Raw genomic sequence first — 14,203 nt, 5'->3', positions numbered from 1 at the left:
GTCACCGGTGGCAGGATTGGCGTCGATGAACGCGCCCGAACAGTCCGAACCGGCCTACCGCACCCTGGCGGCCGAACTGCGCGCACGAATCGCCGCCGGCCTGTACCCGGACGGCGTGCGCCTACCCACCGAGGCCGAACTCGCCACCGAATTCGGGTTGAGCCGGCAAACGGTGCGCCGGGCATTCTTGGAACTCGTCGGTGAGGGTGCCGTTTACCGGATTCCCGGCCGCGGTACCTTCGCCAGCGAGAACGCCGGCCGGTACCTGCGACAACTCGGGTCTATCGAGGACCTGATGAATCTGTCGGCCGACACCGAGATGCGGGTGGTCGAAGCGCCGACACGGCAGGTGGACCTCGCCGCCGCCGGCCGCCTGCGCCTGGACACCGACGTCGTCTACCGGATTGTCTTCACCCGATCCCACGACGCGGTCCCCTTCGTCCTGACGACGGTGTGGTGGCCCGCGCCGGTGGCCGAACTGATCGCCGACAGACCGGAGGTGGCGGCGGGCGCGGTCAGCGAACACACCATGATCGGCCTGCTCGAACCCCACCTCACCGAACCGATCACCGAATGCGTGCAGTCGATCACCGCGAGCACAGCCGACGCACGCGTCTCGGAAGTACTCGGCTGCCCAGTGGGGCATCCGGTCCTGCGGGTGGACCGGCTGTACAACAACTCCCGCGGCGCGAGCGTCGAACTGGCGATCAGCTACTTCCTGCCCGAGCACTACACCTACCGAGTCACTCTGCGCCGCTCCTCGGGCCGCCCCGCCCCCTAAGCCGCGAGCTGTCCGCCGCGCACGCCCGGTTCGCAGATGAAGGCGACGCCTTTTCGGCCGATGCGGGTCAGGACCAGCGACAGCGGTCGGGTTCCCTTGGGTTTGAGTCGCTTTCGCAGGGCATCGGGGTCGACGTCGAGGCCGCGGACGAGGATTTCCAGTGTGCCGCAGTCAAGTGCATGCAGGGCTTTGCGTAAAGCCTTGTCCGACACTGTGGTCTGCTCGATGATCTTGAATCCTCGTCCGGCCTCGGGTACGGAATCGCCGGTGAGGTAGGCGATCTGCGGGTCGAGCTGCCATAGGCTGTGGCGGTGTGCGTAGTTCCGTACGAGGCCGGCACGGACGATTGCGCCGTCGGGGTCGACGATCCACTCCCCCGGTTCCGCGGCCGGGACGTCGTCGTCGGTGTCGTCGGTGATCTCGTAGCTCGACACCTTGCGTTCGTGGGTCCGCAGGACGGTGGCCCGGCGCAGTGGGCGGGCGTGCGGTCCCGACCACAGGCAGGTTTCGCGGACGCCGCCGTCAAGCGAGGTGACCTGTACCTCGCCGTCGAAACCGAACTTGTCGCGTAGGTTTTGATGATCAAGTCCCGGAGCACATTTGACGATCAGCGGACGCCCCGCGTACACGGTGATCAGTTCGAACAGCGGTGGGGTGAGCTGGTCGGGCCGGAACACCCGGCCGGACCCGGTGCGCCGGGCCGGGTCGGCGAGTATCACATCGGCCGTCGACGTCGGGGTGAGCGCATCGGCACGCAACAGTACCGTCGGCGCAGACAACTCGACCGTCGTCGCGTTGTGCGCTGCCATCGCCACCCGCACCGGATCGATGTCGCTGCCGATCACCCCGGTCACGCCGAGGCGCAGCGACAACTCCATCAGTTCGGCACCCACCGAGCAGGTGACATCGTGCACCACCGAATCCGGGTAGCGCCGGATGATCTCCCACGCGCGTGCCTGCGCCACCGGCCACGCCGTCGCCTGCTGCACCGCATCATCGGTCAGCAGCAGGTCCTCGGCATGACGGAACTTGGTGCGGGCCTTACGTCGGCAGGTCACCGTCTCGATGATCGCCGCATCGAAAGGTGCATACGTACCCCGTAGTTCACCGATGTCGGCAATCATCGACGCCGGACTCAATGCCAGCGTCGAGGCCACCTCCAGTGCCGCACGTCCCGCCACCGAACGCAGAAAAGCGACATCGCCAGCCGCAAAAGAGTAACCCATTGCTCACCTATCCCATGTCGAGCGACACGGCTCGACCACATCAAGAGGTTCAGCGGGATGGCTCCGCTCAACACCAAGCACGTTTGATACATGTTCGTACTTCAGAATCATGCGACCGCCTGCTTCGAACTCGCGCCCAACCTAACAACCACGCCTATCGTGTCTAGCCAGCTGCAAGAATCAATCGTATCGACCTGAATGAAAATAGGTCTCTTCGTCGACTATCTCAATACCGAAACGTTTCTTCAGAATCGGCACGGCCCGTTCAGCGAACGCTAGCGCGTCGGCGCCCTCGAACACGAGTCTCGTGGGATAGGCAACGGAGTGAACAGTGTGGAAGCACCATGCCCACGCGTCTCCCAGCGGTCGGATCTCTGACACCGCTTCCTCCACCTGCTCGGCGGTCGGACCGGACGCAACTGCATACACGTACTCATTGCTACCCACGTGACCACCCGACCGAGACAATCTGTTGATGTGATCCGTTTACGATGAACACCAGCTCGTCAAGATTGACACCGTGCTCCACCACGGCGTCCACCATCGCACGTTCAGCCCTCACAATCGACGCATCAGTTCCACGCAGGTCAACGATGCCGCGCCGACATTTGAGGGCGATCAGTTCGACGTTCTCGACGCACTGCAGGTGGCTGAACGATCCGGACTTCGGCTGCATGATCTTGAATTCGGCCGGCGGAAGATCGTCGACCTTGACGATGGCATCTGGCGTAGGGCGCCCTGGACTCTTGAACGTGTCTACAGACAGAACAGACACACCTCGTGATTCCAACCAACGCGCCACGCCCAGCTCCTTCGGAAGAAAATGCTTCCACCGCTCTTCATCATTGTCTGGAGCAATCTTGCCAAAATACTCGAGCGTCGGTGTTGGGAGGACCTTCATTCCCAAAACCCGATCAGCAAACGGATCTGGGGTTACAGGTACCGGCACGTCAATCGGCAGGGTATGCCCGGCCGGAATACCCAAACGCTGCTTACCCTTGATTGGCTCACCATAGAAGGCAACCCGCCCCCAACGGTCGGTCCAATACTGAACATTTCGCACGGTTCCGGCAGCGGCAGTGAGCGCCCTACGTCGTTCCCGTTCCACCGCGAGAGCAACATAGAGACCAAATCCTCCGACATCTAGTGCGAGAGTCACCAAGTCGCTCAGACCGGAATCGTCAAGTTCACCCAGGTGCGGACCTATACGGCATGCACAGAGGGCAGTCATGTCAAACCTCCCGTGCATGCAGAAGGCATCCTATGCACGATCACACCCGTCGACTGGATATGCGTCACGTCACCCTCCTCCGGAACCTTGATGCGACAAGGTCACCTCGATGTGATTATCGCACCACCGTAGCACAGCACTGCCAAACTGCACTAGAATGTGATTTATGCACCAGGAAGGCAAGTCAAACGCGGACCGCTCAGTCGACCCCGATCTTGCGGCGACTGCTGCAAGGTCCACCTCAGCAACCGACTACTTCAGAAGTTGCATGAAGGCACGGCGCGAGTCCCTCGAATGGAGTCAACGCCGCCTGGCGAAGGAGATTCACGAACGTTTTGGGATCACGCTGGATCCGTCCGCCATCACGCGGATTGAGAATGGCCAACGAGAGCCCAAATACGCTGAATCAGTAGCAATTTCAGAGCTACTGGGTGTGCCCCTCAGGCCCGTGTCCGAGACGAGCGACGACGTCTTGAAGCAACTGCTGGACTGGTACAACCATCTCTCGCGCGAGGTTCGTCGCGGCGTGGAACTTCGCGACCGACTTCACGAAGTCGGCGGGGCCGCAAACGGACTCGACCACGTAATCGCGAATTTATGGGCTGCGCTTGGGGCAATGCAGTCGAAAACGCGTAACGGACGGTTGGTCATAGACTTCGATCCACTGCAGGTGTGGAGCGACTCGCAGCAGTAGCAACCCGATCCTCGTGCGAACACCGACAACTGACGAAGGCCGGCAGACTCTGACGAGCCCTGCCGGCCCTTCTGTCACTCGGGCTTCACACCCGTAACTACGACGTTGTAGAAGAATTTCTGGGGAACGACCTTGCGCAGGACATTCTCGTCGAGCCAGGTCATCTTCTTCCAGCCGCCGAAGGCGAATCCCGCCCAGCCCCAGCCGAGCTTGTCGGCGGGAACAGCGGCCTCGAAGGTGCGTACCGGCCAGCCGAGCATGGCTGCGGCCAGCTCCTCGGTGGCCGTCTTGACCTCGGTGGCGCCAGCGCTGCGGGCGATACCGGCGAGTTCGTCGGGATCGAAGGTGTGGATGTCGACCACGGCCTCCAACGCCGCCGCACGTGAGGACTCGTCGAGCTCTTCCTGCGGACGGCGCCACGACTGCAGCGGGCCGAACTTGGTGATGTTGGTGGTGGCCCACCAGGTGGCCCGGCTCATCCAGCGGGCGTAGAAGTCGCCGATGGTGGACGGTTCACCGGCGAACACGAACCGGCCGCCCGGCTTGAGTACCCGCAGGACTTCGCGCAACGACAGCTCGACATCCGGGATGTGGTGCAGCACAGCGTGTCCGACGACCAGGTCGAAGGTGTTGTCCTCGTAGGGGATCTTCTCGGCGTCGGCGACGCGGCCGTCGACGTCCAGACCCAGGTTCTCGGCGTTACGCAGCGCGACCTTCACCATGCCCGGCGACAGGTCGGTCACCGATCCCTTCTCTGCCACGCCCGACTGCATCAGGTTGAGCAGGAAGAACCCCGTGCCACAACCCAATTCCATCGCCCGGCCGTACGGCAGCGGAGCGTCGGTGATCGCCGCGTCGAAACGTCCACGCGCGTAGTCGATGCACCGCTCGTCGAAGCTGATCGACCACTTCTCGTCGTAGGTTTCGGCCTCCCAGTCGTGGTAGAGCACCTGGGCGAGTTTGGTGTCCTTGAGCGCCGCCTGCACCTGCTCCTCGGTGGCGTGCGGATTGGGTTCGGGATCGATGGTGGGTTCGGTCGACATCGTCTCAGCTTTCTTGATGGGGTACTACAAGTCTCTAGCGGCCGACGAATTCGGCCTTGCCGGGGCCGTTCTCGACGAACGAGGCCATCCCGATGGTGCGGTCCTCGGTGGTGAACAGGGCAGTGAACTGCTGTTCTTCGATCTTGAGGCCGGTCGCGAGATCGGTTTCGATGCCCTGATCGATTGCCGCCTTCGCCGCGGCGATCGCCACCGATGCCGACCGCGTGAACTGGCCCGCCCACTTCAGCGCCGCGCTGTACACGTCGTCGGGGGCCACCACTTCGTCGACCAGGCCGATGGCGAGCGCCTCCTCGGCGTCGACGAAGCGGCCGGTGAAGATCAGGTCCTTGGCCTTGGCCGGGCCGATGAGCCGGGCCAGCCGCTGGGTGCCGCCGCCGCCGGGAATAACGCCGAGCAGGATCTCCGGCAGCCCGAGCTTGACGTTGTCGCCGGCGATCCGCCGGTCGGCGCTCAGCGCCACCTCGAGCCCGCCGCCGAGGGCGTACCCGGTGATCGCTGCGACCGTCGGCTTGGGGATGTTCGCGACGGCTCCGAGATTCGCCTGCAGAGCGCCGGCGACCTTCTTCATCTCCGTGTAGCTCAAGTCATTCATCTCTTTGATGTCGGCGCCCGCGGCCAGCACCTTGGGTCCGCCGTAGACGACGACGGCCTTGATGTCGTCGCGCACCGTCGCCTCACGCGCCGCGGCCGCCAGTTCGGCCTGCACCTGCCGGTTCAGCGCGTTCATCGGCGGTCGGCTCAGCAGGATCGTGCCCACACCGGGGTGATCCGCAGAGGTTTCGAGGGTGACAAACTCGGCCATGATCTCCGAGGCTACCGGTCCGGCGGCGTGAAGCAACCTTCGGGTTAGCCTGCACTTGCCTTATCGAATGGCTTACGGGATCGATTCAGGCAGCTGGTGCCACTCACGCGCCTCCACCCCCACCGGCCACTACAGTTGAGCAGGTGGGAGCGCAGGCAGGCGATGCCGTCGAGCTCGTCGTCGGCGAACGGACCGTCCGGCTGTCGAGCCCTGACCGCACGTACTTCTCCGAACGCGGCGAAACCAAACTCGACCTGGCCAACTACTACCTGTCCGTCGGCGACGGCATCGTCCGCGCCCTGCGCGACCGACCCTGCATGCTGCACCGCTTCCCCAAGGGCGTCGGCGGCCCGGACGGTTTCGGCGGCCCGAAGGTCCACCAGAAACGCATCCCCGCCGGAGCCCCGGACTGGCTGGACACCGTGCAACTGTGGTTCCCGCGGTACGGGCGCACCGCCGACGAACTGTGCGTCACCGAACTCGCCTCCGTGATCTGGGCCGTCCAGATGTCGACGGTCGAGTTCCATCCGTGGAACTCGCGCCGCGCCGACACCGAAGCGCCCGACGAATGGCGCATCGACCTCGACCCCATGCCCGGCTGCGACTGGGCCCGTATCCGGCGGGTCGCGCATGTCGTGGGTGAGGTGCTCGACGACCTCGGCATGCGCGGCTTCCCCAAGACGTCCGGCGGGCGCGGCATGCACATCTACGTCCGCATCGAACCGGCATGGGGATTCGCCGACGTCCGGCGCGCGGCCCACGCGTTCGCGCTCGAAGTCCAGCGCCGCGCCCCCGCCGACGTGACGACGGCGTGGTGGCGCAAGGACCGCGACCAGTCGGCGGTGTTCGTCGACTACAACCAGAACACCCGCGACCACACGATGGCCGCCGCATACTCGGTGCGCGGCAATCCCCGCGGAACCGTGTCGGCACCGATCACCTGGGACGAGATCTACTCCTGCGAACCCGACGATTTCACCATCGCGACCATGCCCGAACGCTTCGCCCGCCTCGGCGACCTGCACGCCGGGATCGACGACGCCGCCCACCGCATCGACCAACTCCTCGACTGGGCCGAAGGGTCCGGTGACGTCGGGCTCCCAATGTGAGTCCGAGGTGGTGACCTCAGGCGGTCGTCTCGCCTGACCCTTCGTGACCCTCGCTCCTGCGTCGCATCGGCCTCAGGGATCAAGAAGGTTTGGTCGCTTTGGGTCAGCCCTCAGGGATCAAGATGCGTCCCACGGTTGTCCGGCGACCAGTATGACGCCGGTGCCCAAGCGCGCGACAGCCCTCAGTGGATCAAGATGTGTCCCACCGACCCGGCTCAACTCGGCGAGGTAGTCGTCGGACCCTTCGAGACGCGGCCGGCTCGCGAGCTCGCCTGACAGCCTTCAGGGATCAAGATGCATTCTGCTGAACGCGGCGAAGTAGTCGTCGGCGCCGTCGAACTTCATGCCGTACGGGTCATCGGCCTCGTCCTCGCCCACCACCTCGATGACGCGGTCGGTGGCGAGGGCATCGGCGACCGTGGGGTACCGGCTCAGTTCCCGCAGTCGTGCCCACGTGGGTGGCAACAGCGAATGGACGCCGCGCGACCAGGCGTCAAGGGCGTCGGCGGGACGGGCCCACGCCGACGTCGACGCCTCGGAGGTGGAGCCGTCGGCCTCCTGACCGTCGGGTAGCGCGGCGAGGAAGAAGTGGGTGCTGTAGCGTCGCTCGGAGATCGGCGGAGTAATCCAATGTGCCAGCGGCGCAAGCCAATCCGAACGTAACGCAAGACCTCGCCGATGCATGAAAGTGCCGAACGACTGTTCCTTGGCGACGAGCGCGGCCCGGTCGTCGGCGACCAGTTCACGCGCGGGGGTCCGGCCGTCGGCCGCAGTCGCGAGCAGTACCCCGCATTCTTCGAACGTTTCCCGGACGGCCGCGACCACCAGCATCCGGGCGGCCACCGGGCTGGTGGCGTACTTCTCGGCCCACCAATCGGCACCCGGTCCCACCCACCGCAGGTCGGTGTCGTCGGCGCCGTCCACGCCCCCGCCGGGAAACACGGTCATTCCCGCGGCGAACGCCATCTCGGGAACCCTGCGCAGCAGGAACACCTCGAGTCCCGACGCCCCGTCGCGCACGAGCGCCACGGTCGCCGCATCGCGGGGCGTGGCGATCACCTCCGGCAGCGGGATCGTCTGCTTTCCCGCCTCGACGAGCCACCTGTCGAGGGATTGGTCGTCATCCATCGTCGAGACCCGCGGTCAGCGTTTGGCGTCGGACGGCAGGCGACCGTCGAGCTCGACGAAGTACTCGTCCGAATTCGGAAATCGCAGACCCGACATCATCGGGGTGGTGGCCTCCGGCATGACGGTGGTGATCTCGCGGGGCTCACCCAGTAGGTCGGCGACGGTGTCGTAGCGGGCGATCTCCCGGAGCTGCGACCACGTGGGCGGCAGTAGAAAATGCTGCCGGTCGACCCAGCGGGCCAGCGCCTGCCGCGCCGACAACCAGCCGGCCACCGACACCTCGGAGGTCTCGCCGTCGGCATGCTGCCCCTCGGGGAGTGCGGCGACAAAGAAGCGGGTGTCATAGCGCCGCTTCTCGATCACCGGCGCGATCCAATGTGCCAGTGGCGCAATGAGATCAGCCCTCAGCGTCAGTCCGCGGTCGGCCAGGAACCCGGCCAGGGACAGCGACTTGTCCACCAGCTGTGCCCGTTCGTCAGCCAGCGTCCCGGGTTCGGGAAACCGCCCGTCGGCGTCGGTCGCGAACAGCACGCCGCATTCCTCGAACGTCTCGCGCACCGCCGCGCACACCAGGGACTGCGCGATCGGTTCGGTGGCCCCGAGCGTCCGCGCCCACCAGGCGGCACCGGGTCCGGTCCACGAGAAGTGTGCCTCGGCGTCACGGGCATCGACACCGCCACCGGGGAACACCGTCATACCGCCGGCGAACGCCATGGTGTTCACCCGCCGCTGCAGGAACACCTCCACACCGTCGGCGCCGTCACGGATCAGTACGACGGTGGAGGCGTCGCGCGGCAGCGCGGGCTGCGCGGGAATCGACGCACCTGTGTCGGGGTCGACTTGCGGCGACGACTGCTCTGCCCCAGATTGATCTGCCACGACCGAACCTCCTGCACTCGCCGCCACACCTGTCCCCGACGGCGGGGACGTTGCCTCGACACTATCGGGCCGACCGAACGCACGATCGGTGGAGGTCGGCAAACGCCGGCGGTGTCAGGCCCGGCGGTGCCCGCCCGCCCGCCTGCTGCGCCGGGCGAAGAACCGGGCACCGGACTTGGTCAGGGTGATCTGCTGCCGGAAGGCCATCGACAGGTTCCTGCTCGTCACCACCTCCGGCAGCAGACCCATCGCGACCACACCACCCTCCGACAACAGCAGCGCGTGGGTGAAGCCCTCGGGGATCTCCTCGACGTGGTGGGTGATCAGCACGATCGCGGGAGCATCGGCGTCCTTGGCCAGATCGGACAACCGGGCGACCAACTCTTCCCGGCCGCCCAGGTCCAGACCCGCGGCAGGCTCATCCAGCAATAGCATCTCGGGGTCGGTCATCAGTGCCCGCGCGATGACCACGCGCTTGCGCTCCCCCTCCGACAGGGTGCCGAATACCCGGTCGGCGAGATGCTCGGCGCCCATCGACTCCAACGACTCCAGCGCGCGCTCACGGTCGACGTCGTCGTACTGTTCCCGCCACCGGCCGAGCACCGAGTACCCCGCGGACACCACCACGTCGCGGACCAACTCGTCGTCGGGAATCCGGTCGAGGAGACCGGGACCGGCCATACCGATCCGGGTGGTCAACTCACGCAATTCGACCCGGCCGAGCTTCTCGTTGAGCACGAAGGCCTCGCCCGTCGTCGGATACAGCTCTCCCGCGGCCAGCCGCATCAGGGTGGTCTTGCCCGCCCCGTTGGGTCCGATGATCACCCAGCGCTCGTCGAGTTCGACCTGCCAGGACACCGGGCCGACAAGCGTTTTCCCAGAACGGACCACCGCCACGTCACGAAAGTCGATGAGCAGATCGGGATCCGACTCCGGAATCGGGTCGGGTTCGGGGGCGGCGGGGCGGAAGGGAAATGTCACGGTGTCCATCGTGCACTACCGCGCGGTCCTGTGGGCCCCGGCACGCGGAATGCCTTTCGACCGGTCGCCGCATATGCCCGGCGACATCCAGTCCCGACGGAATACCGGGGCACCGGTTCCCCTTTGACCTGTGTATGCCCGTTGATCTTTCGATTCTCGATCTTGCACAAGTAGGACGATCCGAAACCGTCGCGTCCAGTTTCGCCGCAAGCGTCGACCTCGCCCAGCGTGCCGAGCAGTGGGGCTACTCCCGCATCTGGTACGCCGAGCACCACAATATGGCGACCATCGCGTCGTCGGCGCCGGCGGTGCTCGTCGCGCACGTGGCGGCGCACACCAGCACCATCCGCCTCGGCGCCGGCGGCGTGATGCTGCCCAACCACGCTCCGCTCACCATCGCCGAACAATTCGGGACGCTCGCCGAACTACACCCCGGCCGCATCGACCTCGGGTTGGGCCGGGCGCCCGGCAGCGACCAGAAGACGTTCGCCGCGCTGCGCCGGACCATCGCCGATGCCGAACGCTTTCCCCAGGACGTCCTGGAACTGCAGGGCTACCTGACCGGGCAGTCCCGCGTCGACGGGGTCGCCGCCACTCCAGGCACCGGCACCGATGTTCCGCTCTATATCCTGGGCTCGTCGTTGTTCGGTGCCCAAGTGGCCGCGGCGCTCGGACTTCCGTACGCGTTCGCCTCGCATTTCGCGCCGCAGGCTCTCACCGATGCGGTGGCCCTGTACCGACGTGAGTTCAGGCCGTCGGCCGCGCTTGCCGAGCCGTACGTCATCGCCGGTGTCGGGGTGATCGCCGACGACGACGCCGAGCGCGCGGCCGCACAGCTGCACGCCGCCAAACGGGCCCGGGTGAACGCCCTCTTCAAACGCGAGCGGACCTTCACCGACGAGGAATGCGACGCCGTCCTGACGATGCCGCCGGGACAGCAGATCGAACAGATGATGACCTACTGCGGTGTGGGCACACCTGGGCAGGTGCGCGACTACCTCGACTGGTTCGCCGGTCACGCCGACGCCGACGAGCTGATACTCGCCTCCTTCGCCCCGGATCGCGAGGTTTGGCGCAACACGTTTGCGCACCTCGCTCCGCAGGCGGCGCCGGTCGGCTGAATCCCTGGGGCGTATCGGCCCTAATCCAGTGGAACGCGCCGCAGCACACCGTCGGCGGCGTCGGCGGCCTCGATCTCGTCGCGGGTGATACCGAGGATGAAGAGCACCGCATCGAGGAACGGGTGACTCAGCGCGGCGTCGGCCACCTCCCGCAATGCGGGTTTGGCGTTGAAAGCGATACCTTGCCCGGCGACGCTGAGCATGTCGATGTCGTTGGCGCCGTCGCCGACGGCCACGGTCTGCGCCATCGGGATACCGACCTGCTCGGCGAATGCCCGCAATGCCCGCGCCTTGCCCTGCCTGTCCACAACCTCACCGACGACCCGGCCGGTGAGTTTGCCGTCGGGGCCGATCTCCAGGGTGTTGGCGCGGACGAAGTCGAGTTCGAGCTCATGAGCCAGGCCGTCGATGACCTGACGGAACCCGCCCGAGACCACCCCGCAGTGATAGCCGAGGCGGTGCAGCGTCCGGATGGTGGTCCGGGCGCCGGGCGTCAGTTCCAACGACTCCGCGACCTCGTCGATGACGGAGGCGTCCAGCCCGGCCAGCGCCGCCACGCGCTGGTTGAGGGATTCGGTGAAGTCGAGTTCGCCGCGCATCGCGGCCTCGGTGACCGCCGCGACCTCGGCCTCGCGGCCCGCCTTGGCGGCCAGCATCTCGATAACCTCACCCTGGATCAGGGTGGAGTCGACGTCGAACACGATGAGCCGCTTGGCCCGCCTGGCGAGGCCGCCGCGTTCGACCGCGATATCGATCTCGTGACCGGAGGCCACCCCGGCGAGTGCCTTGCGCAGCGCGGCGTCGGCGGCGACGTCATCGCGACCAGCCACGCTGACCATCAGTTCCAGGCCCGTGAGCGGGTAGTCGGCGATCCCGCGGATCGAATCGATGTTGCCGCCCTGGGATGCCAGCGCCGACGCGACTGCCTGGAAGGCACGCGCGGTCACCGGACTGCCCAGGAGCACCACCGCGTGCGTCGACGGCCGACGGCCGCCCGAGTTGGCACCCACCTCGACATGCACGTCGATTCCGACCGAGTCCATGGCCTGTTCGACCACTTCCTGTACGTCCTGCGGGTCGCCCGTGCACGAAACCAGTACCCCGAGGGTCAGTCGACCGCGGATGACGACCTGTTCCACATCGAGAAGGCTCACCCGTTGGCCTGCCAGCGCCCCCATGAGGGTCGAGGTCACACCGGGCTTGTCGGGCCCGGTGACCGTGATCAGAACCGTTGTCTCATCGGAGGAATTGGCCACGAGTGGCAATCGTAGAGGGCGCAGGGCCGGAAACGCCAAGCGGCCCTCGCTGAGAGCGAGGGCCGCTTGGGCTTTGCTGTTCGGTGCTGTGTCGGCGACCGGAGAGGTCAGTGACCGCCGCCGGGGCCGACGTGGGCCTCTGCCTTCATCCGCTCGATCATGTGCGGATAGTGCAGTTCGAACGCCGGGCGCTCGGAACGGATCCGGGGCAGCTCGGTGAAGTTGTGCCGCGGCGGCGGGCAGCTGGTGGCCCATTCGAGCGAGTTGCCGAAGCCCCACGGATCGTCGACGGTCACGACCTCGCCGTAGCGGTAGCTGCGGAAGACGTTCCACAGGAACGGCAGGGTCGACAGGCCGAGGATGAACGCACCGACGGTCGAGACGATGTTCAGTTCGGTGAATCCGTCCGACGGCAGGTAGTCGGCGTAGCGGCGCGGCATGCCCTCGTTGCCCAGCCAGTGCTGGACCAGGAACGTGGTGTGGAAGCCGATGAAGGTGAGCCAGAAGTGCCAGCGGCCCAGGCCCTCGTCGAGCATGCGTCCGGTCATCTTGGGGAACCAGAAGTACACGCCGGCGTAGGTGGCGAACACGATGGTGCCGAAGAGCACGTAGTGGAAGTGTGCGACCACGAAGTACGAGTCCGACAGGTGGAAGTCCAGCGGCGGGCTGGCGAGCAGAACACCGGTGAGACCACCGAAGAGGAAGGTGACGATGAAGCCGACCGAGAAGAGCATCGGCGATTCGAACGTCATGTTGCCCTTCCACATGGTGCCGATCCAGTTGAAGAACTTCACACCGGTCGGGACCGCGATCAGGAAGGTCATGAACGAGAAGAACGGCAGCAGGACCGCGCCGGTGACGTACATGTGGTGCGCCCACACGGCCACCGACAGGGCGGCGATCGACAGGGTGGCGTACACCAGGCCGGAATAGCCGAACAGCGGCTTGCGGGCGAACACCGGGAACACCTCGGACACGATGCCGAAGAACGGCAGGGCGATGACGTACACCTCGGGGTGCCCGAAGAACCAGAACAGGTGCTGCCACAGGATGACGCCGCCGTTGGCGGGATCGTAGAGGTGGGCACCGAACTGGCGGTCGACCTCAAGGCCGAGCAGGGCGGCGGTGAGCAGCGGGAACACCAGCAGGATCAGCACACTGGTGACCAGGATGTTCCAGGTGAAGATCGGCATCCGGAACATGGTCATGCCGGGGGCGCGCAGGCACACGACGGTGGTGATCATGTTGACCGCACCGAGGATGGTGCCCAGACCACCGACGCCCAGACCCATGATCCACAGGTCGGCGCCGACGCCGGGCGAGTGCAGCGCGTCGGTGAGCGGCGTGTATGCGGTCCAGCCGAAGTCGGCGGCGCCACCCGGGGTGAGGAAGCCGGCCAGGGCCACGAGCGCACCGAACAGGAACAGCCAGAAACCCATGGCGTTCAGGCGCGGGAACGCGACGTCGGGTGAGCCGATCTGCAGCGGCAGCACGAAGTTGGCGAAGCCGATGACGATCGGGGTGGCGTACAGCAGCAGCATGACGGTGCCGTGCATCGTGAACAGCTGGTTGAACTGCTCCGTCGACAGGAACTGCATGCCGGGATGCGCGAGCTCGCCGCGCATGAGCAGAGCCATCAGACCACCCACGAGGAAGAACGCGAAGCAGGTGGTGATGTACATCATTCCGATCAGCTTGTGATCGGTGGTGGTGATGAGCTTGTAGAAGAACGAGCCCTTGGGCTGATAGCGCTCCGGGAACGGACGCACTGGTGCCACTTGCGTGGCGGGCTGGTCTACCGCAGTCACAGATCCTCCTCTAGCGCGACCTTTTGTCGTGGGCGACGGACTATCGGCACCCTGGGTCGGCACATGACGTTACCGAGCGCTTGTAGTGATCCTAAACCCTTCCGGGCGCCTCGACAGAGCGGG

At 65.9% G+C, this 14,203-nt stretch carries 14 protein-coding genes; 4 read left to right on the top strand and 10 right to left on the bottom strand.

The annotated features are described in order from the left end of the window. The first annotated feature begins 25 nt into the window (after positions 1-25). Positions 26-781 (top strand): GntR family transcriptional regulator, encoded by a 756-nt coding sequence (locus Q0627_RS21620; protein ID WP_291018989.1) that lies wholly within the window; start codon positions 26-28, stop codon positions 779-781. On the opposite strand, the gene Q0627_RS21615 is transcribed toward Q0627_RS21620, so the two are convergent. The 3 genes from Q0627_RS21615 to Q0627_RS21605 form a co-directional block, all read right to left on the bottom strand. Continuing rightward, a complete protein-coding gene (locus Q0627_RS21615; RefSeq protein WP_291018991.1) occupies positions 778-2,007 on the bottom strand; it encodes a THUMP-like domain-containing protein in 1,230 nt (409 codons plus the stop codon). The two genes, Q0627_RS21620 and Q0627_RS21615, sit on opposite strands and share 4 nt — an antisense overlap. Positions 2,008-2,187: 180 nt before the next feature. Continuing rightward, positions 2,188-2,454: a hypothetical protein gene (locus Q0627_RS21610; RefSeq protein WP_291018993.1), complete on the bottom strand. Its 267-nt coding sequence runs from the start codon at positions 2,452-2,454 to the stop codon at positions 2,188-2,190. After that, positions 2,447-3,166 (bottom strand): hypothetical protein, encoded by a 720-nt coding sequence (locus tag Q0627_RS21605; RefSeq protein WP_291018995.1) that lies wholly within the window; start codon positions 3,164-3,166, stop codon positions 2,447-2,449. The genes Q0627_RS21610 and Q0627_RS21605 overlap by 8 nt, the downstream gene beginning before the upstream one ends. 238 nt (positions 3,167-3,404) lie before the next feature. On the opposite strand from Q0627_RS21605, the gene Q0627_RS21600 reads away from it, so the two are divergent. Then, complete coding sequence (locus tag Q0627_RS21600; RefSeq protein ID WP_291018997.1) at positions 3,405-3,932, top strand: helix-turn-helix transcriptional regulator; 528 nt, start codon at positions 3,405-3,407, stop codon at positions 3,930-3,932. Between the two features lie 74 nt (positions 3,933-4,006). Here Q0627_RS21600 and Q0627_RS21595 read toward each other — a convergent pair whose 3' ends face one another. Both Q0627_RS21595 and Q0627_RS21590 read right to left on the bottom strand, forming a co-directional pair. Then, on the bottom strand, positions 4,007-4,975 hold the full coding sequence (locus tag Q0627_RS21595; protein WP_291018999.1) for a class I SAM-dependent methyltransferase: 969 nt from the start codon (positions 4,973-4,975) through the stop codon (positions 4,007-4,009). 34 nt (positions 4,976-5,009) lie between these two features. Next, complete coding sequence (locus Q0627_RS21590; RefSeq protein WP_291019001.1) at positions 5,010-5,798, bottom strand: enoyl-CoA hydratase-related protein; 789 nt, start codon at positions 5,796-5,798, stop codon at positions 5,010-5,012. A 143-nt stretch (positions 5,799-5,941) separates the two neighbouring features. Here Q0627_RS21590 and ligD point away from each other — a divergent pair, with 143 nt between their 5' ends. Then, positions 5,942-6,907: a non-homologous end-joining DNA ligase gene (gene ligD, locus Q0627_RS21585; RefSeq protein WP_291019003.1), complete on the top strand. Its 966-nt coding sequence runs from the start codon at positions 5,942-5,944 to the stop codon at positions 6,905-6,907. 282 nt (positions 6,908-7,189) lie between these two features. Here ligD and Q0627_RS21580 read toward each other — a convergent pair whose 3' ends face one another. The 3 genes from Q0627_RS21580 to Q0627_RS21570 form a co-directional block, all read right to left on the bottom strand. Next, positions 7,190-8,035, bottom strand: coding sequence for an NUDIX hydrolase (locus Q0627_RS21580; RefSeq protein WP_291019006.1), 846 nt, complete (start codon positions 8,033-8,035; stop codon positions 7,190-7,192). 15 nt (positions 8,036-8,050) lie between these two features. After that, positions 8,051-8,851, bottom strand: a complete 801-nt coding sequence (locus Q0627_RS21575) for an NUDIX domain-containing protein (RefSeq protein ID WP_291019028.1) — start codon at positions 8,849-8,851, stop codon at positions 8,051-8,053. A gap of 177 nt (positions 8,852-9,028) precedes the next feature. Beyond that, on the bottom strand, positions 9,029-9,904 hold the full coding sequence (locus tag Q0627_RS21570; RefSeq protein WP_291019008.1) for an ABC transporter ATP-binding protein: 876 nt from the start codon (positions 9,902-9,904) through the stop codon (positions 9,029-9,031). 125 nt (positions 9,905-10,029) lie between these two features. On the opposite strand from Q0627_RS21570, the gene Q0627_RS21565 reads away from it, so the two are divergent. Beyond that, entirely contained in the window at positions 10,030-11,016 is a 987-nt protein-coding gene (locus tag Q0627_RS21565) for an LLM class flavin-dependent oxidoreductase (protein WP_291019010.1), read from the top strand. Between the two features lie 20 nt (positions 11,017-11,036). Here Q0627_RS21565 and serB read toward each other — a convergent pair whose 3' ends face one another. Together serB and ctaD are read right to left on the bottom strand one after the other, a co-directional pair. Continuing rightward, positions 11,037-12,272: a phosphoserine phosphatase SerB gene (serB, locus tag Q0627_RS21560; protein WP_291019012.1), complete on the bottom strand. Its 1,236-nt coding sequence runs from the start codon at positions 12,270-12,272 to the stop codon at positions 11,037-11,039. Between the two features lie 107 nt (positions 12,273-12,379). After that, positions 12,380-14,080, bottom strand: coding sequence for a cytochrome c oxidase subunit I (gene ctaD / locus Q0627_RS21555; RefSeq protein ID WP_291019014.1), 1,701 nt, complete (start codon positions 14,078-14,080; stop codon positions 12,380-12,382). Between the last annotated feature and the right edge of the window lie 123 nt (positions 14,081-14,203).

This window comes from uncultured Gordonia sp., from assembly GCF_937858515.1.
GTDB lineage: Bacteria > Actinomycetota > Actinomycetes > Mycobacteriales > Mycobacteriaceae > Gordonia.
The sequence above is the reverse complement of the archived record's forward strand: the minus strand, read 5'-3'. Positions and strand labels throughout refer to the sequence as shown.